A 17,377-nucleotide genomic window follows, 5' to 3' on the forward strand; every position below is an offset into this window, starting at 1 on the left:
AATCTCGCCACCGCATGCCGGACATTGTGAGCAAACAGCAGTAGTGGCGTCGGCATGGGGCTGACGCAAGGAGAAAGGCGTTGGAACACAAGAAAGAGTTATCCATGGCGACCATGAAAGACGTCGCCGAAATGGCGGGCGTTTCAACGGCTACCGTATCGCGTGCGCTGATGAACCCGGAAAAGGTGTCAACGCCGACGCGCCAGAAGGTGGAACAGGCCGTCCTGGCCGTGGGTTATTCTCCTCATGCTCTGTCACGCAATATCAAGCGCAACGAATCCCGCACCATCCTGGTGATCGTGCCCGACATCTGCGATCCGTTTTTCGCCGATGTGATCCAGGGGATCGAACAGACCGCCGCCCAACAAGGCTATCTGGTGCTGATCGGCGACTGCGCGCAGCAAAACCAGCAAGAGCGCACCTTCGTCAATCTGATCATCACCAAACAGATCGACGGCATGCTGCTGCTGGGCTCCAACCTGCCGTTCGATGCCAGCAAGGAAGAACAGCGCAACCTGCCGCCGATGGTGATGGCCAACGAGTTCGCCCCCGAGCTGGAACTGCCGACGGTGCACATCGACAACCTGACCGCCGCCTTTGAAGCCGTGCATTATTTGCATCAATTGGGCCACCGGCAGATCGCCTGCGTCGCCGGGCCGGAACAGATGCCGCTGAGCCATTATCGGCTGCAGGGTTACGTTCAAGCGCTACGTCGTAATGGCATTACCGTCGAAAGCAGCTATATTACCCGGGGTGATTTTACCTACGAAGCCGGCGCGCAAGCGCTGACGGCGCTGATGGCGCAGCCGAAACCGCCAACGGCGGTATTCTGCCACAGCGATGTCATGGCGATCGGCGTGCTGTCCCAGGCGAAGAAAATGGGGCTGCGGATACCGCAGGATCTGTCGATCGTCGGCTTTGATGACCTCAAGCTGGCGCAGTATTGCGATCCGCCGCTGACCACGGTGGCGCAGCCGCGCTTCCAGATCGGCCAGCAGGCGATGTTGTTGCTGTTGGAGCAGTTGAACGGCCAGACGGTGGCCAGCGGCTCCCGGCTATTGGACAGTGAATTGATTATCAGAGGCAGCACCGCTGCCCCGAAACGCTAGTCAAATATTTTAGGGTTCAGTAACATGACGGACTTATCCTCTCATCAGGACACAGCGGAATAATAGTGGCACAAAAAGACTATGTAAGCCGTGGGCGCGCAGCAGGAGCTAAGCGTAAAACCCCCAGCCGTAAAAAACGCAGTTCTCCGAAGGTTTCCAAAACCGTGCTGGCGTTAGCCGCCGCGTTGCTGGTTGTCTTTGTCGGTGGCCTCTATTTCATTACCCACAACAAGCCGGAAGACGCGCCGTTGTTGCCTGCGCACACCACGCGCCCCGGCAACGGCCTGCCGCCGAAGCCGGAAGAGCGCTGGCGCTACATCAAAGAGCTGGAAAACCGGCAGATCGGCGTGCAAACCCCGACCGAACCGACGGCCGGCGGCGAGCTCAATTCCAAAACTCAGCTGACCGCCGAACAGCGGCAGCTGCTGGAGCAGATGCAGGCCGATATGCAGCAGCGCCCGACGCAGCTGAACGAAGTGCCGTATAACGATCCGGGCCAGGCCAACGCGCGCAGCACCCGCCAGCAGCAGATGCAACAACAGCAAATGCAGCAGCAGCCGGTACAGCAACAGCAGCAGGTCAGCCAGCCGCCGCGCAACCCGTTCAGCAACGGGGCCACTACCGCGCCGGTGCACCCGCAGCCAAAACCGACTGCCCAGCAACCGGTGCAGGTGAAACAGCCTGAGCCGAAGCCGCAACCGAAGCCGGAGCCCAAACCGGAAGTGAAACAGGAAACGGCCAAGCAGGAAACCAAACCGGAGTCGAAGCAGAAGTGGATGGTGCAATGCGGTTCGTTCCGCGCCACCGATCAGGCTGAATCCGTGCGTGCGCGCCTGGCGTTCGAAGGCATCGAGAGCCGCATCACCGCCGGCGGCGGTTGGAATCGCGTGGTGCTCGGCCCGTACAGCAGCCGCGCCGCCGCGGACAAAACCCTTTCGCGCCTGAAGGGCGTCGGCATGTCGAGTTGCATTCCCCTCTCCGTTGGGGGTTGAAAAGCGTCAATCCCCCCCCATCTATACTCTCAATATGCCTCGTAGCGTCTGCGAAAGCAGGCGCTACGGGGACTTCTTTCCGTCTTTAACGAGGGTCTGCTCGTGACAACAATTGTAAGCGTACGCCGCAACGGCCAGGTCGTCATCGGTGGTGATGGCCAGGCAACCCTGGGTAATACGGTGATGAAGGGTAACGTCAAGAAAGTGCGTCGCCTGTATAACGACAAAGTGATCGCCGGTTTCGCCGGTGGCACCGCTGACGCCTTCACGCTGTTTGAACTGTTTGAACGCAAACTGGAAATGCATCAGGGCCACCTGGTGAAAGCCGCCGTCGAGCTGGCGAAAGACTGGCGCACCGACCGCATGCTGCGCAAGCTCGAAGCGCTGCTGGCGGTCGCCGATGAAACCGCCTCGCTGATCATCACCGGCAACGGCGATGTGGTGCAGCCGGAAAACGATCTGATCGCCATCGGCTCCGGCGGCCCGTACGCCCAGGCCGCAGCCCGCGCCATGTTGGAAAATACCGAGCTGAGCGCCCGCGACATCGTTGAGAAATCCCTCAACATCGCCGGCGACATCTGTATTTACACCAACCATTTCCACACCATTGAAGAATTGCCTTCCAAAGCGTAAGGATCGAATACCATGTCTGAAATGACCCCGCGCGAGATCGTCAGCGAACTGGACAGCTATATCATTGGCCAAAACAAGGCCAAACGCGCTGTCGCCATTGCCCTGCGCAACCGCTGGCGCCGGATGCAGCTCAACGAGATGCTGCGTCACGAAGTGACCCCGAAAAACATTCTGATGATCGGCCCGACCGGCGTCGGTAAAACCGAAATCGCCCGTCGTCTGGCGAAGCTGGCCAACGCGCCGTTCATCAAGGTTGAAGCCACCAAGTTCACCGAAGTGGGCTATGTGGGCAAAGAAGTGGACTCCATCATCCGCGATCTGACCGATGCCGCCATCAAAATGGTGCGCATGCAGTCGATCGAGAAAAACCGCACCCGTGCCGAAGAGTTGGCCGAAGAGCGCATCCTCGACGTGCTGATCCCGCCGGCCAAGAACAACTGGGGCCAGCCGGAAGAGCATCAGGAGCCGTCCGCCGCCCGTCAGGCATTCCGCAAGAAACTGCGCGAAGGCCAGCTGGACGATAAAGAGATCGAAATCGATCTGGCCGCGGCGCCGATGGGCGTGGAAATCATGGCGCCTCCGGGCATGGAAGAGATGACCAACCAGCTGCAGTCGATGTTCCAGAACCTCGGCGGCCAGAAGCAAAAGCCGCGCAAGGTGAAGATCAAAGAAGCCTTCAAGCTGCTGGTGGAAGAAGAAGCCGCCAAGCTGGTGAACCCGGAAGAGCTGAAAGAGCAGGCGATCGAAGCGGTTGAACAGCACGGCATCGTGTTTATCGATGAGATCGACAAAATCTGTAAGCGCGGCGGCCAGAGCTCCGGCCCGGACGTCTCGCGCGAAGGCGTGCAACGCGATCTGCTGCCGCTGGTGGAAGGCTGCACCGTATCCACCAAGCACGGTATGGTGAAGACCGACCACATCCTGTTCATCGCTTCCGGTGCGTTCCAGACCGCCAACCCGTCGGATCTGATCCCAGAACTACAGGGCCGTCTGCCGATCCGCGTTGAGCTGCAGGCGCTGACTACCGAAGACTTCGAGCGCATCCTGACCGAGCCGAGCGCATCGCTGACCGAACAGTACAAAGCGCTGATGGGCACCGAAGGCGTCAATATCGAGTTCACCGCCGACGGCATCCGCCGCATCGCCGAAGCCGCGTGGCAGGTCAACGAAAGCACCGAGAACATCGGCGCGCGTCGTCTGCACACCGTGCTGGAGCGTCTGATGGAAGATATTTCCTACGATGCGAGTGAAATTAATGGCCAATCCATTACAATTGATGCGGATTACGTGCGCAGTCATCTGGATGAACTGGTGGCGGATGAAGATTTGAGTCGTTTTATCCTATAATCGCTCAATCATTGTCTTGTCAGTCATCTGTGTGGGAGGCATTGCCTCCCACAATTATTTCTAACGGACACCGCAACTTACTGACAGAAGCGAAACATGAGCTCATCAACCTCCACCACCCCGATTTCCGCCTGGCTGGAAAGTCTACGCCCCCGCACCCTGCCGTTGGCCTTTGCCTCCATCGTGGTCGGCTCGGCGATCGCCGCCTGGCACGGCAGCCTGAAACCTGAAGTGGCGCTGCTGGCGCTGTTGACCGCCGGTCTGCTGCAGATCCTCTCCAACCTGGCGAACGACTACGGCGATGCGGTCAAAGGCAGCGACAAAGAAGATCGCATCGGGCCATTGCGCGGCATGCAAAAAGGCATGATCACCCAGGCGCAGATGAAGCGGGCGCTGGTGGTGACAGTGGTGCTGATCGCCCTCGCCGGCTGTTCGCTGATCGCCGTCGCCTGCGAGCAACCCAGCGACGTGGTGGGCTTCCTGGTGCTGGGCGGGCTGTCTATCGTGGCGGCGATCACTTACACCGTCGGCAACAAACCCTACGGGTATTTGGGGCTGGGCGACATCTCGGTGCTGGTGTTCTTCGGCTGGCTGAGCGTGGCCGGCACCTACTATTTGCAAACGCACACCTTCGACAGCGTCGTGATGCTGCCGGCCACCGCCTGCGGCCTGCTGGCGACGGCGGTGCTCAACATCAATAATCTGCGCGATATCGAGAGCGATCGCGAAAACGGCAAGAATACGCTGGCGGTGCGTCTCGGCCCGCACAAGGCGCGCATTTACCATGCCCTGCTGCTCGGCGGCGCGGTGCTGTGTTTCGCGCTGTTTACGCTGTTCAACCTCCACAGTCCGTGGGGTTGGCTGTTCGTGCTGGCGATCCCGCTGCTGGTGCGCCACGGCCTGCGCGTGCTGCGCGATCCGACGCCGGTCGGCATGCGGCCGATGCTGGAGCACATGGTCAAGGCGGCGTTGCTGGCCAACCTGCTGTTCGCCATCGGCGTGGCGCTCAGTTAAAAACTGATGATTTTGCCAACAGGGCGAATAAAGGGATATACTGAACATTCCTGCGGCAAACAGACGTAAAATCCTATGAAATACGATACTTCCGAACTTTGCGACATCTATCATGAAGAGGTGAACGTTGTTGAACCTCTGTTCTCCAATTTTGGCGGGCGTACTTCATTTGGCGGGCAGATCACCACGGTGAAATGCTTTGAGGATAACGGCCTGTTATTCGATCTGCTTGAAGAAAACGGCCGCGGCCGCGTGCTGTTGGTCGACGGCGGCGGTTCGGTTCGCCGGGCGCTGATCAACGCCGAACTGGCGCGCCTGGCCGCCCAGAACGAATGGGAAGGCATCGTGGTGTACGGCGCGGTGCGCCAGGTGGACGATCTGGAAGAGCTCGACATCGGCATTCAGGCGATGGCGGCGATCCCGGCGGGTGCCGTAAGCGAAGGCGTGGGCGAAAGCGATATCCGCGTCAACTTCGGTGGCGTCACCTTCTTCTCCGGCGATCACCTGTATGCCGACAACACCGGCATCATCCTCTCCGAAGACCCGCTCGACATCGAGTGATTTTCGGACATGAAAAAGGGCGCCTGAGGCGCCCTTTTCGTTGCTGCATGGCGTGAGGAATCAGACCTCTTCCATTTTGCCCAGCAGCGCGCGCAGGCGATCTTGCCATACGTGCTGTTCTTCTTTCAGCTGTTGGTTTTCGCGCACCAGCGCTTCGTGGTTGCCGGAGGCAGCCTGAACTTCCTGCGACAGAGAGTTGTTTTTGTCTTTCAGCTCTTCAATTTCCATCTGCAACAAGGTGATGGTATCAATCGCCTGCTGTACTTTTGCTTCCAGTTTCTCAAATACTTCAAATGACATGCTTCAGTCCCCTCATGATAGCAAGGCGTACATCTATAAGTAGCGGCCGCAACGTCGGCTGCAGCTACTGCGAATATTGCATCGCGCTCAGTGACGCGCGCCGTTACGGAAGGCGCGCCAGTCTCGATTCGTTAAAAACGATTGTAAGTAGCCAGTCTCCGCCTGTCTAGCAACATACCGGATCATCGCGCAGTCTGTTGCAATTTTCCTGCCCTCACCATCAGTAAAAACTGAAAATCCCCACCATCATCGCCGCGAGTTGTTAACAGCCCTCACCAAAGCACTGGTCAGATCACACTTTTATGGCTCAGAAAGAACACTAAACGACGCGAAATCGCTCAATTTTATGACGCGCCACACACATTTTGATTTCGCTATTTCTCGTTTATGTTCGTTAACGATAAATTTACATCACGTCCTCATTCAATAATTGGACGAGATGAAAAAAACTGTGCCCATAGGCCGGATCTCTACCCAACTGAGCCTATAAACCAACAACCGCCGTTTTGCAGGACACCAACATTATGAGCCAAACCACCAGTCCGACATTAAAAGGCCAGTGCATCGCCGAGTTCCTCGGCACGGCGCTGCTGATCTTCTTTGGCGTAGGCTGCGTTGCCGCACTGAAACTGGCGGGCGCCAGCTTCGGCCAGTGGGAAATCAGCATCATTTGGGGCCTCGGCGTCGCCATGGCCATCTATCTGACCGCCGCCATTTCCGGCGCGCATCTCAACCCGGCGGTCACCCTCGCCCTGTGGCTGTTCGCCTGCTTCGACGGGCGCAAAGTGGTGCCTTACATCATTGCGCAGATCGCCGGCGCCTTCTGCGCCGCCGCCCTGGTTTACGGGCTGTACTACAACCTGTTCTTCGACTTCGAAGCGGCGCACCACATGGTGCGCGGCAGCAACGAAAGCCTCGAACTGGCCGGCATCTTCTCGACTTACCCTAACGCGCACATCTCCGTCGGCCAGGCCTTCCTGGTAGAAATGGTGATCGCGGCAATCCTGATGTGCCTGATCCTGGCGCTGACCGACGACGGCAACGGCATTCCGCGCGGCCCGCTGGCACCGCTGCTGATCGGTATTCTGATTGCCGTGATCGGCGCCTCCATGGGACCATTGACCGGCTTTGCGTTGAACCCGGCGCGTGACTTCGGCCCGAAACTGTTCGCCTACCTGGCCGGCTGGGGCAAAGTCGCCTTCACCGGCGCACGCGACATCCCATACTTCCTGGTGCCGATCTTCGCTCCTATCGTCGGCTGTGGCCTGGGCGCTTTCGGTTACCGCGCGCTGATTGGCCGCCACCTGCCGTGCGACGTCTGCGTGACGGAAGAAGAGCCCGACGCCAAGACCCAGCAGCGCAAAGCGTGATGGGTGCAGTTTTACACGGTTAACAACAGCAGGATAATTACCATGACTGTAGAAAAAAAATACATTGTCGCACTCGACCAAGGGACCACCAGCTCACGCGCCGTCGTGCTCGATCACGACGCCAACATCGTTGCGGTATCGCAGCGCGAATTCCCGCAGATCTATCCAAAGGCCGGCTGGGTTGAGCACGACCCGATGGAAATCTGGGCGTCGCAAAGCTCGACGTTGGTAGAAGTGCTGGCGAAAGCCGACATCAATTCCGATCAGATCGCCGGCATCGGCATCACCAACCAGCGCGAAACCACCATCGTCTGGGAAAAAGAGACCGGCAAGCCGGTCTACAACGCCATCGTCTGGCAGTGCCGCCGTACCGCCGACATCTGTGAGAAGCTCAAACGCGACGGCCTGGAAGAGTACATCCGTCACAACACCGGCCTGGTGGTTGACCCGTACTTCTCCGGCACCAAGGTGAAGTGGATCCTGGACAACGTCGAAGGCGCCCGCGAGCGCGCCAAACGCGGCGAACTGCTGTTCGGCACCGTCGATACCTGGCTGGTGTGGAAGATGACCCAGGGGCGCGTACACGTCACCGATTACACCAACGCCTCACGTACCATGATGTTCAACATCCACGAGCTGGACTGGGACGAGCGCATGCTGGAAGTGCTGGATATCCCGCGCGCCATGCTGCCGAAAGTCCGTCCTTCCTCCGAGGTGTACGGCCAGACCAACATCGGCGGTAAGGGCGGCACGCGTATTCCTATCGCCGGTATCGCCGGTGACCAGCAAGCGGCATTGTACGGCCAGCTGTGCGTTCAACCGGGCATGGCGAAGAACACCTACGGCACCGGCTGCTTCCTGCTGATGAACACCGGCAAAGAAGCGGTGCGTTCGAAAAACGGCCTGCTGACCACCATCGCCTGCGGCCCACGCGGCGAAGTGAACTATGCGCTGGAAGGCGCGGTGTTCATCGGCGGTGCGTCTATCCAGTGGCTGCGCGACGAGCTGAAACTGATCAGCGACGCCGCCGACTCCGAATATTTCGCCACCAAAGTGAAAGACAGCAACGGCGTCTACGTGGTGCCGGCCTTCACCGGCCTGGGCGCGCCCTACTGGGACCCGTATGCCCGCGGCGCCATCTTTGGCCTGACCCGCGGCGCCAACAGCAACCACATCATCCGCGCCACGCTGGAATCCATCGCCTTCCAGACTCGCGACGTGCTGGACGCCATGCAGGCCGACGCCAACACCCGCCTGCAATCGCTGCGCGTGGACGGCGGCGCGGTCGCCAACAACTTCCTGATGCAGTTCCAGTCCGATATCCTCGGCACCCGCGTAGAGCGCCCTGAAGTGCGTGAATCGACGGCGTTGGGCGCCGCGTTCCTGGCGGGCCTGGCCATCGGCTACTGGAACGATCTGGATGAGGTGAAGAGCAAAGCGGTGATTGAGCGTGAATTCCGCCCAAGCATCGAAACCACCGAACGCAACTACCGCTACAGCGGCTGGAAAAAAGCGGTGGCACGCGCGCAGGCGTGGGAAGATCACGACTAAACCCAGCCTTGCCGTTACCCCCCAATTGCGCTGCCTGCGGGCGGCGCTTTTTTTTGCCCCGCCCCGCCGGCGCCGCGCTGTGATAGACTTTGCCGATATTTTCTTCCCTTTCTCACAGACAGGTTTGCCATGAAACGTGAATTAGCCATCGAATTTTCCCGCGTTACCGAAGCCGCTGCGCTGGCGGGCTACAAATGGCTGGGACGCGGCGACAAGAACGCCGCCGACGGTGCGGCGGTCCACGCCATGCGCATCATGCTCAACAAAGTGGACATCGATGGGCGCATCGTGATCGGCGAAGGCGAGATCGACGAAGCGCCGATGCTGTATATCGGCGAACAGGTCGGCAGCGGCCAGGGCGACGCGGTCGACATCGCTGTTGATCCGATCGAAGGCACCCGCATGACCGCCATGGGCCAATACAACGCGCTGGCGGTCTTGGCGGTGGGCGATCGCGGCACCTTCCTGCACGCGCCGGACATGTACATGGAGAAGCTGGTGGTCGGCCCGGCGGCGCGCGGCGCCATCGATCTCAATCTGCCGCTGGCGGAGAACCTGCGGAACGTCGCCGCGCGGCTGAGCAAACCGCTGTCACAGCTGACGGTCATCGTGTTGGCCAAACCGCGCCACGACGGCGTCATCGCGCAGATGCAGCAGCTGGGCGTGCGGGTATTCGCCATTCCTGACGGCGACGTGGCGGCCTCCATTCTCACCTGCATGCCGGAAAGCGAGGTCGATGTGATGTATGGCATCGGCGGCGCGCCGGAAGGGGTGATCTCAGCCGCAGTGATCCGCGCGCTGGACGGCGACATGCAGGCGCGTTTGCTGCCGCGCCATAAGGTGAAAGGCGACAGCGCCGAAAACCGCCGCATCGGCGAACAGGAGCTGGCGCGCTGCCGGGAAATGGGTATCGAAGCCGGTCAGGCGCTGCGTCTGGATCAGATGGCGCGCAACGACAACGTGATCTTCTCCGCCACCGGCATCACCAAGGGCGATCTGCTGGAGGGCATCAGCCGCCAGGGCAACATGGCCACAACCGAAACCCTGCTGATCCGCGGCAAGTCGCGCACCATCCGCCGCATCCGTTCAACCCACTATCTGGATCGCAAAGACCCGGCGCTGCACGAGTTTCTGCTGTAACGAAACAGGGCGCCGAATGGCGCCCTGATGATTGATGGCAAACCTCATGCCCTTGCCGGGTTGGCAGAGAGCAGCGAATAGAAAACAAGGAAAATCAATTTATTGATTTTCGGCTAATAGCCACAAAGGGGAGAAAAACCACGTTTTTTCTCCCTTTTGTCAACGGTATGAGGGCGCCGAATGGCGCCCTGTCGTTATGCGGTGTGTCCCTGATGCTGCATCCGGTTGGACAGCGGCCACCAGCACAGCAGGATCAACAGCGCCATCGCGAACATCAGCAATCCGAGGCTGAACTGCCCGGTTTGCGGCAGCATGGCGGAAAGCCAGGTCGCCAGACCGGACCCCATGTTCTGCATACCGCCCACCAACGCGCCCGCCGCGCCGGCCAGGTAAGGGAACGGCTCCATCGCCCCGGTGGTCGCCAGCGGGAACAGCATGCCGGCGCCGAAGAAGAACAATGCAGCCGGCACGATCAGCGTCCAGATATTCATCACGCCGAACCAGCCCGGGATCCACATCATCGCTCCCGCCAATAGACAGCTCAGCACCGAATGCCACATCAGGGTGTGGAAGGTTTTGCCGTCGCGCCCGGCGTACCAGGCACCGAAAAACGCCGCCGGGATCGGCAGAATGAACAGGATGCTGACGGTCAGGCCGCTCAACCCCAACACGCCACCCATCAACACGCCGCAGCTGGCTTCAAATACCGCAATCCCCGCCAGCGCGCCGATCAGCATCACCAGATAGCAACTGAAGGTGCTGTCGCTCAGCAGCTGGCGGAAACTGGCCAGCATGCGGCGTTTTTCAGTTTGCACCGGGCGGGTTTCCGGCAACCATCGGAACATCGCGAAGGCGACGCAGGCGCACAGCGCCAGCAGGAAGGCGTAACAGGCGCGCCAGCCGAACACCATTGCCAGCGCGCCGCCGATCACCGGCGCCAGCAGCGGGCTGACCAAAATCCCCATGTTCAGCAGGCTGTTGGCATAGCGCAGCGCGGTGCCGGCATACAGATCGCGCGGCATGGTGCGCGCCATCACGCCCGCCACGCCGGTGCCCATCCCCTGGATGGCGCTGGCGGCGACCAGCATCGTCAGGTTGGTGGACAGCAACGCGCCCAGCGCGCCAACCAGGAAGATCATCATACCCGTCAGGATCACCGGACGACGCCCAATACGATCCGATATTGGCCCGTAAATCAGCTGGGAGAAACCGTAGGTTAGCAGATACGCCGCCATCACCCGTTGCACGGCGCCGGTACGAACCGACAGATCGTGGGCGATATCAGCAATCACGGGAACATAAATGGTTTGCGCCATCTGGCCGACGGCAACCAACAGGATAAGCATCACCAGCAGGTGAAAATTCTCTAGTTTTCTCATTATCTTCGTTAACGTTTCAACTCGTCACAGCGTCCCGGTATGGCCGTTGCAGCAGCCAGAACGGCGAGCAGCCCTCTATGGCGGCATAAACTAATCAAATCTGATTTTTTTAGCGAGTTTCAGGCAGATATTGATCCAGGTCACACTGGCAGCAAACCCGACCAGGCTCGTAAATTAAACTGTACGTCTAACGCTTTGGAGTTAAAAATAGCGCCCTTGCAGTAGCCGGGCTTTAGCATTTAATCGATAATTATTTTCATCAACTTGAAATAAAATAACACCATAGGGATTTGGTTCATGAAAACACCTGAGCTGATTTTATTGCAGTTAAAGGCTCTCGGCCCGCACTCGGCCAAAATGCTGGCGGAGCGTCTGGACATCACGCCGATGGGCATCCGACAACATCTGCAATCCCTGGAAAAACGTGAGTTGGTTTGTTACGAAGAAGCGCGCAGCAAGGTCGGCCGCCCGACGCGCTACTGGTCGCTGACCGAACGGGGGCACGCCTATGTGGCCGCCGATCAGGAGCGGCTGCGGGCATCCGCGCTGCAGCTGTTTGGCGGCGCCGGCGTGGAACCGTTGCTCAGCGCGCGCGAAGAGCAGCTTTATCTGCGTTACACCGAAGAGCTGTCCGCCGAACGCAGCCATCAGGACCGGTTAACCCGCCTAGTGCGTCTGCGGCAACACGACGGTTACATGGCAGAATTGCTCGACCATCCGCACGGTGCGCTACTGGTGGAAAACCACTGTCCGATCGGCGTGGCCGGTTCCAACTGCAGCAGCCTGTGCAATTCCGAACTGCAGCTGTTTCATCGCCTGTTCGGTAACAACTACCGGGTAGAGCGCACCGCGCACGCCATTTCCGGCTCACGACATTGTGCTTATTTGATTCGACCACGGGAGCTTTAGAGTATGGCTGAATGGGTAAACGGCAAAGTTACGCAGGTAAAACAATGGACCGACGGGCTGTTCAGCCTGGTGGTCAATGCCCCCATCGATCCTTTCACCGCCGGGCAATTCGCCAAACTGGCGCTGGAGATCGACGGCGAACGGGTGCAACGCGCCTACTCCTACGTCAATGCCCCCGACGACGCCAACCTGGAGTTCTATCTGGTGACGGTGCCGGAAGGCAAACTGAGCCCGCGCCTCAATCAGCTACGGCCGGGGTCGGACGTGATGGTGACCAAAGAAGCGGCCGGCTTCTTCGTGCTGGACGAGGTGCCCGACTGCGACACGCTGTGGATGCTGGCGACCGGCACCGCCATCGGCCCCTATTTATCGATTCTGCAGCAGGGCGTCGGCCTGGAACGCTTTAACAACCTGGTGCTGGTGCACGCCGCGCGTTTCGCGCGCGATCTGAGCTACCTGCCGCTGATGCAACAACTGCAGCAACGCTACAACGGCAAGCTGCGTATCCAGACCGTCGTCAGCCGCGAAGAAACGCCCGGTTCACTGACCGGCCGCGTGCCGGCGCTGATCGAGGACGGCCGGCTGGAAGCGGCGATCGGCTTGACCATCGACGCCGAAACCAGCCACGTGATGCTGTGCGGCAACCCGCAGATGGTGCGGGACACCCAGCAAACGCTGAAAGACCACCGCCAGATGCGCAAACACCTGCGCCGTAAACCGGGCCACATCACCAGCGAACACTACTGGTAACCCAAAGGGGATCAGCGAAACTTCACCGGTTCGGCTTCCGGGCCGAACCGATTGTCTCCCGGCGTGCCGACGAAGGCGCCCAGATCGATCATCATCATCACGATAATCAGCGTCGGGATGAAACGCCCGACGCCCCATTGCCAGATCGGCGCCAGCATCTGCCAGTTCCCTGCCGCCAGCATCCACGCCAGGATCAGCAGCAGCGCCCACCAGCCGGCCTTGTTGCGATCGTGCAGGCGTTTGACCAGCACCGCCGCCGTCGGCCACAGCAGCGCCACGATAAAGAAGGCGATGGATTGGATGGCGATCAGCTGATAATTGGCCAGCGTAAACGCCGCCGCCATCAGCACCAACCACAGCCCCATCCAGATCCAGAAGTCGCGCCGCCCAATGCGACCCTTAAAAGAAAAACACCACTGTTGTAACGTCATCGATTCCTGCGCTCTAAGCCTGCCCATATTCTGCGCCGCAGTGTAACATAGGCGCTGCCGGGCCGAGTTTTCCGCCTCGCATAACGCGGTGCGCCGCACAGCTTTCTCGTCAGCGAACCGATAATGGCGTGGGATCTTTGACAAGGCCCGCGAGTTATCGCTTTAATCGGAGCCATCTTTGTCCTTGATGCCATACGCCATGCTGAGAAAAACCCTCGTCATTGCCTGCCTGTTGCAGGCCGCCGCCAGCGCCTGGGCCGATCCGCCGCCCGCCGATGCAGCACCCGCCGCACCTTACCTGCTGGCCGGGGCGCCGACGTTCGATCTGACGGTGGTCAAATTCCGCGAAAAATACAATCGCGACAACCCGAAGCTGCCGATTGGCGAATTCCGCGCCATTCCCGCCACCGAAGACGATTCGCCGCTGCTGACGCGCGCCGCCAGCAAACTCAACGAAAACCTGTATGCCTCCACCGCGCTGGAGAAAGGCACCGGTAAAATCAAAACGTTGCAGATCACTCATCTGCCGCTGCAGCAGGCCAATGAAGAAAAAGCCGCGCGCGCCATCGCCATCAACTACATGGCGGCGCTGATGCGCCAGTTCGAACCGGCGTTGACGGTGGAGCAGAGCCAGAACAAGGTGAACAGCCTGCTGGAAAAAGGCAAAGGATCGCGCTTTTACCAACAGCAGGTCGGCGCCATTCGCTATGTCGTCTCGGACAACGGCGATAAAGGCGTAACCTTCGCGGTTGAACCGATTAAGCTAGCGCTTTCCGAGCCGTAATGGCGCGGCATTTAATGACGAAAAGCAAAGCCTTCGCGCTTAATGATCTCTATACTGTTGGGCAGGTAAACTGCCGGTCCGGCAGTTGTCATTTCGACTCTCGCGTTCCCTAGTTGGAGGAAAAAACATGCGTCATCCATTAGTTATGGGTAACTGGAAGCTTAACGGCAGCACTCACATGGTCAACGAACTGATCGCCGGTCTGCGCAATGAGCTGAGCAGCGTTGACGGCTGTGGCGTCGCCATCGCCCCACCGGTGATGTATCTGGATCAGGCCAAGCACGCGCTGGCCGGCAGCCGCATCGCGCTGGGCGCGCAGAACGTGGACGTTAACCTGTCCGGCGCCTTCACCGGTGAAGTTTCCGCCAACATGCTGAAAGACGTCGGCGCCCAGTACATCATCATCGGCCACTCCGAGCGTCGTACCTACCACAAAGAAAGCGACGAAGTGATCGCCGAGAAATTCGCCGTGCTGAAAGAAGCCGGCCTGATCCCGGTACTGTGCATCGGTGAAACCGAAGCGGAAAACGCGGCGGGCAAAACTGAAGAAGTGTGCGCGCGCCAGATCGACGCCGTGCTGAAAACGCTGGGCGCACCGGCGATGAAAGGCACCGTGATCGCCTATGAGCCGGTCTGGGCCATCGGTACCGGCAAATCCGCGACCCCTGCACAGGCACAGGCCGTGCACAAATTTATCCGCGATCACATCGCCAAACACGATGCCGCGGTTGCCGCTGAAATCATCATCCAGTACGGCGGTTCGGTGAACGACAAGAACGCCGCAGAGCTGTTCTCCCAGCCGGACATCGACGGCGCGCTGGTTGGCGGCGCCTCGCTGAAAGCCGACGCTTTCGCCGTGATCGTCAAAGCCGCTGCCGCAGCAAAAAAAGCCTGATTGCCCTAGGCTTGCCATAAAAAAACCCCGGCTTGCCGGGGTTTTTTATTGCCTCTCAAACGGCATCAGCGTTTGCTTATTTCGTCGAACACGCCGCCGGTAGCGAAGTGCACCTTCTGCGCTTCGGTCCAGCCGCCGAAAGTGTCATCCACGGTGAACAACTTCAGCTGCGGGAACTGCCCGGCGAACTTGGCCGCCACCGCCGCATCGCGCGGGCGATAATAGTTCTGCGCCGCAATAGTCTGCCCTTCCGGTGAATACAGATACTTCAGGTAGGCGGTCGCCACGTCGCGGGTACCACGTTTATCGACGACCTTATCCACCACCGACACCGTCGGTTCGGCCAGGATCGATTCGCTCGGCGTAATAATCTCGAACTTGTCTTTGCCCAGCTCTTTCTCCGCCAGCAACGCTTCGTTTTCCCAAGCGATCAGCACGTCGCCGATGCCGCGCTCAACGAAGGTGTTGGTCGAGCCGCGCGCGCCGGAATCCAGCACTTCGACGTTCTTGTACAGGTTTTTGACGAAGTCCTGCGCCTTGGCCTTATCGTTGTTGTTGTGGTGCAACGCGTAGCCCCAGGCGGCCAGGTAATTCCAGCGGGCGCCACCGGAGGTTTTCGGATTCGGGGTGATCACCGACACGCCCGGCTTAATCAAGTCAGGCCAGTCATGAATTTGCTTCGGGTTGCCTTTGCGCACCAGGAAGACGATGGTCGACGTGTAAGGCGCCGAGTTGTCCGGCAAGCGTTTTATCCAGTCTTTCTCAATGCGCCCGCGTTCGGCGATAGCGTCAACGTCATAGGCCAGCGCCAGCGTCACCACGTCGGCCTCGATGCCGTTGATCACCGAGGTCGCCTGTTTGCCGGAACCGCCGTGCGACTGTCGCACCGTCACCTTGTCGCCGGTTTCCGCCTGATAGTGCTTGCTGAATGCCGTGTTGTAAGCCTGATAGAACTCACGCGTCGGATCGTATGACACGTTCAGCAACTGAATATCCTTCGCCATGGCGCCGGACGCCAACAGCACCAATGTCAGACCTACACCCCATTTACGCATCGACAAGCTCTCCCAGAAAATTAACGCAACCTCAATCGGTTGATTTAGCATCAGAGCCTGCCAGAAACTTTCCCGGCAATTAAAGAATAAAAAATTTTGGGATAGATGATTCTGGAATATGTCGCCGACAAGCATAAAAAAGCCCCCGCATGCGGAGGCTTTCGGCGCGCGGAGAGCGGCGAATCAGTACAGCTTTTTCGCCGTTTCCAGCCAGTCGCCCTTGAACGGACGCTTCATGTTTTCGATCGCGTCGATGATGTCGTGATGCACCATTTTTTCGTTCTGGATACCGACGCAGCGGCCGCCGTAACCCTGCAGCAGCAGTTCGATGGCGTAGGCGCCCATGCGCGAGGCCAGGATGCGGTCGTAGGCGACCGGTGAACCACCGCGTTGAATGTGGCCCAGCACGGTGGCGCGGGTTTCACGCTTGGTTTCCTGCTCGATGTGGCGCGCCAGCTCATCGATGTCGCAGATGTGCTCGGTGATCGCCACGATGGCGTGTTTTTTACCCTTGGCGATACCGGCCTTGATTTCGCACACCAGATCTTCGCGATTGAATTCGATTTCAGGCAGCACGATGAATTCGCAACCGCCGGCAATCGCCGCCGCCAGCGTCAGATCGCCGCAGTAACGGCCCATCACTTCCACGATGGAGATACGCTGGTGCGACGAGGAGGTATCGCGCAGGCGGTCGATCGCTTCCACCACGGTTTCCAGCGCGGTGAAGTAACCGATAGTGTAGTCGGTACCGGCGACATCGTTATCGATGGTGCCTGGCAGGCCGATGCACGGGAAGCCTTCTTCCGTCAGGCGTTTGGCGCCCATGTAGGAACCGTCGCCGCCGATCACCACCAGCGCGTCGATGCCGCGATTCTTCAGGTTTTCAATCGCCTTGGCGCGCACGTTTTCATCCCTGAACTCCGGGAAGCGGGCCGAGCCGAGGAAGGTGCCGCCGCGGTTGATCATGTCGGACACGCTATAGCGGTCCAGCTGCTCCATGCGATCTTCGTACAAGCCAAGGTAGCCATCGTAAATACCAAAAACTTCCAGACCTTCTGAAAGCGCAGAACGCACAACGCCGCGGATTGCAGCGTTCATACCCGGCGAATCACCGCCGCTCGTCAGTACACCGATTTTCTTGATCATGACTACCTCTG

The 17,377-nt window shown here is 59.4% G+C and carries 18 protein-coding genes; 13 read left to right on the plus strand and 5 right to left on the minus strand.

Going from position 1 to position 17,377, the window contains the following annotated elements; all coding sequences use genetic code 11:
- Positions 1-80: 80 nt before the first annotated feature.
- The 6 genes from cytR to rraA all read left to right on the plus strand — a co-directional run bounded on the left by cytR (position 81) and on the right by rraA (position 5,656).
- The gene (gene cytR, locus ACSJLU_RS24020; RefSeq protein ID WP_038872675.1) at positions 81-1,109 is read left to right on the plus strand and encodes a DNA-binding transcriptional regulator CytR; all 1,029 of its coding nucleotides are present in this window, start codon (positions 81-83) and stop codon (positions 1,107-1,109) included.
- 65 nt (positions 1,110-1,174) lie between these two features.
- A complete protein-coding gene (ftsN, locus tag ACSJLU_RS24025; RefSeq protein WP_342096785.1) occupies positions 1,175-2,101 on the plus strand; it encodes a cell division protein FtsN in 927 nt (308 codons plus the stop codon).
- Between the two features lie 102 nt (positions 2,102-2,203).
- Complete coding sequence (gene hslV / locus ACSJLU_RS24030; protein ID WP_004931085.1) at positions 2,204-2,734, plus strand: ATP-dependent protease subunit HslV; 531 nt, start codon at positions 2,204-2,206, stop codon at positions 2,732-2,734.
- Between the two features lie 12 nt (positions 2,735-2,746).
- On the plus strand, positions 2,747-4,081 hold the full coding sequence (gene hslU, locus ACSJLU_RS24035) for an HslU--HslV peptidase ATPase subunit (protein ID WP_025304663.1): 1,335 nt from the start codon (positions 2,747-2,749) through the stop codon (positions 4,079-4,081).
- 96 nt (positions 4,082-4,177) lie between these two features.
- A complete protein-coding gene (locus tag ACSJLU_RS24040) occupies positions 4,178-5,095 on the plus strand; it encodes a 1,4-dihydroxy-2-naphthoate polyprenyltransferase (RefSeq protein WP_015379416.1) in 918 nt (305 codons plus the stop codon).
- Positions 5,096-5,170: 75 nt separating this feature from the next.
- Positions 5,171-5,656: a ribonuclease E activity regulator RraA gene (gene rraA / locus ACSJLU_RS24045; protein ID WP_004931090.1), complete on the plus strand. Its 486-nt coding sequence runs from the start codon at positions 5,171-5,173 to the stop codon at positions 5,654-5,656.
- A gap of 60 nt (positions 5,657-5,716) precedes the next feature.
- On the opposite strand, the gene zapB is transcribed toward rraA, so the two are convergent.
- Positions 5,717-5,956, minus strand: a complete 240-nt coding sequence (gene zapB, locus ACSJLU_RS24050) for a septal ring assembly protein ZapB (RefSeq protein ID WP_004931092.1) — start codon at positions 5,954-5,956, stop codon at positions 5,717-5,719.
- A gap of 524 nt (positions 5,957-6,480) precedes the next feature.
- Between zapB and ACSJLU_RS24055 the strand changes: the two genes are divergently transcribed.
- From ACSJLU_RS24055 to glpX, 3 genes are all read left to right on the plus strand, one after another.
- Positions 6,481-7,326 carry an MIP/aquaporin family protein gene (locus tag ACSJLU_RS24055; RefSeq protein ID WP_004931095.1) on the plus strand — a complete coding sequence of 282 codons (846 nt, stop codon included), beginning with the start codon at positions 6,481-6,483 and terminating at the stop codon, positions 7,324-7,326.
- Between the two features lie 42 nt (positions 7,327-7,368).
- Positions 7,369-8,877: a glycerol kinase GlpK gene (glpK, locus tag ACSJLU_RS24060; protein ID WP_025304664.1), complete on the plus strand. Its 1,509-nt coding sequence runs from the start codon at positions 7,369-7,371 to the stop codon at positions 8,875-8,877.
- A gap of 129 nt (positions 8,878-9,006) precedes the next feature.
- Positions 9,007-10,017 carry a class II fructose-bisphosphatase gene (gene glpX, locus ACSJLU_RS24065; protein ID WP_342096787.1) on the plus strand — a complete coding sequence of 337 codons (1,011 nt, stop codon included), beginning with the start codon at positions 9,007-9,009 and terminating at the stop codon, positions 10,015-10,017.
- A gap of 194 nt (positions 10,018-10,211) precedes the next feature.
- On the opposite strand, the gene emrD is transcribed toward glpX, so the two are convergent.
- Positions 10,212-11,396: a multidrug efflux MFS transporter EmrD gene (gene emrD / locus ACSJLU_RS24070; protein ID WP_025304666.1), complete on the minus strand. Its 1,185-nt coding sequence runs from the start codon at positions 11,394-11,396 to the stop codon at positions 10,212-10,214.
- A gap of 297 nt (positions 11,397-11,693) precedes the next feature.
- On the opposite strand from emrD, the gene ACSJLU_RS24075 reads away from it, so the two are divergent.
- The gene (locus tag ACSJLU_RS24075; RefSeq protein ID WP_043140982.1) at positions 11,694-12,305 is read left to right on the plus strand and encodes a helix-turn-helix transcriptional regulator; all 612 of its coding nucleotides are present in this window, start codon (positions 11,694-11,696) and stop codon (positions 12,303-12,305) included.
- Positions 12,306-12,308: 3 nt separating this feature from the next.
- Complete coding sequence (fpr, locus tag ACSJLU_RS24080; protein WP_004931107.1) at positions 12,309-13,055, plus strand: ferredoxin--NADP(+) reductase; 747 nt, start codon at positions 12,309-12,311, stop codon at positions 13,053-13,055.
- Positions 13,056-13,066: 11 nt separating this feature from the next.
- Here the strand turns inward: fpr and ACSJLU_RS24085 are convergent, their stop codons facing one another.
- Positions 13,067-13,486, minus strand: a complete 420-nt coding sequence (locus tag ACSJLU_RS24085; protein ID WP_016929710.1) for a DUF805 domain-containing protein — start codon at positions 13,484-13,486, stop codon at positions 13,067-13,069.
- Positions 13,487-13,685: 199 nt separating this feature from the next.
- Between ACSJLU_RS24085 and ACSJLU_RS24090 the strand changes: the two genes are divergently transcribed.
- On the plus strand, positions 13,686-14,270 hold the full coding sequence (locus tag ACSJLU_RS24090; protein ID WP_043140996.1) for a DUF1454 family protein: 585 nt from the start codon (positions 13,686-13,688) through the stop codon (positions 14,268-14,270).
- Between the two features lie 127 nt (positions 14,271-14,397).
- Positions 14,398-15,165, plus strand: a complete 768-nt coding sequence (gene tpiA / locus ACSJLU_RS24095; RefSeq protein ID WP_004931113.1) for a triose-phosphate isomerase — start codon at positions 14,398-14,400, stop codon at positions 15,163-15,165.
- A gap of 65 nt (positions 15,166-15,230) precedes the next feature.
- On the opposite strand, the gene ACSJLU_RS24100 is transcribed toward tpiA, so the two are convergent.
- Positions 15,231-16,220: a sulfate ABC transporter substrate-binding protein gene (locus ACSJLU_RS24100; RefSeq protein WP_043140999.1), complete on the minus strand. Its 990-nt coding sequence runs from the start codon at positions 16,218-16,220 to the stop codon at positions 15,231-15,233.
- Positions 16,221-16,403: 183 nt separating this feature from the next.
- The gene (gene pfkA, locus ACSJLU_RS24105; protein WP_004931116.1) at positions 16,404-17,366 is read right to left on the minus strand and encodes a 6-phosphofructokinase; all 963 of its coding nucleotides are present in this window, start codon (positions 17,364-17,366) and stop codon (positions 16,404-16,406) included.
- Positions 17,367-17,377 lie beyond the last annotated feature (11 nt).

Source organism: Serratia bockelmannii, from assembly GCF_051803255.1.
Taxonomy (GTDB): Bacteria; Pseudomonadota; Gammaproteobacteria; order Enterobacterales; family Enterobacteriaceae; genus Serratia; species Serratia bockelmannii.

Bases quoted from the DNA above. Each gene is read 5' to 3' on its own strand.
- glpX (WP_342096787.1), top strand. From the start codon at position 9,007: ATGAAACGTGAATTAGCCATCGAATTTTCCCGCGTTACCGAAGCCGCT.
- ACSJLU_RS24090 (WP_043140996.1), top strand. From the start codon at position 13,686: ATGCTGAGAAAAACCCTCGTCATTGCCTGCCTGTTGCAGGCCGCCGCC.
- ACSJLU_RS24040 (WP_015379416.1), top strand. From the start codon at position 4,178: ATGAGCTCATCAACCTCCACCACCCCGATTTCCGCCTGGCTGGAAAGT.
- tpiA (WP_004931113.1), top strand. From the start codon at position 14,398: ATGCGTCATCCATTAGTTATGGGTAACTGGAAGCTTAACGGCAGCACT.
- ACSJLU_RS24085 (WP_016929710.1), bottom strand. From the start codon at position 13,486: ATGACGTTACAACAGTGGTGTTTTTCTTTTAAGGGTCGCATTGGGCGG.
- fpr (WP_004931107.1), top strand. From the start codon at position 12,309: ATGGCTGAATGGGTAAACGGCAAAGTTACGCAGGTAAAACAATGGACC.
- ACSJLU_RS24100 (WP_043140999.1), bottom strand. From the start codon at position 16,220: ATGCGTAAATGGGGTGTAGGTCTGACATTGGTGCTGTTGGCGTCCGGC.
- rraA (WP_004931090.1), top strand. From the start codon at position 5,171: ATGAAATACGATACTTCCGAACTTTGCGACATCTATCATGAAGAGGTG.
- zapB (WP_004931092.1), bottom strand. From the start codon at position 5,956: ATGTCATTTGAAGTATTTGAGAAACTGGAAGCAAAAGTACAGCAGGCG.
- hslU (WP_025304663.1), top strand. From the start codon at position 2,747: ATGTCTGAAATGACCCCGCGCGAGATCGTCAGCGAACTGGACAGCTAT.
- ACSJLU_RS24055 (WP_004931095.1), top strand. From the start codon at position 6,481: ATGAGCCAAACCACCAGTCCGACATTAAAAGGCCAGTGCATCGCCGAG.
- emrD (WP_025304666.1), bottom strand. From the start codon at position 11,396: ATGAGAAAACTAGAGAATTTTCACCTGCTGGTGATGCTTATCCTGTTG.
- glpK (WP_025304664.1), top strand. From the start codon at position 7,369: ATGACTGTAGAAAAAAAATACATTGTCGCACTCGACCAAGGGACCACC.
- ACSJLU_RS24075 (WP_043140982.1), top strand. From the start codon at position 11,694: ATGAAAACACCTGAGCTGATTTTATTGCAGTTAAAGGCTCTCGGCCCG.
- pfkA (WP_004931116.1), bottom strand. From the start codon at position 17,366: ATGATCAAGAAAATCGGTGTACTGACGAGCGGCGGTGATTCGCCGGGT.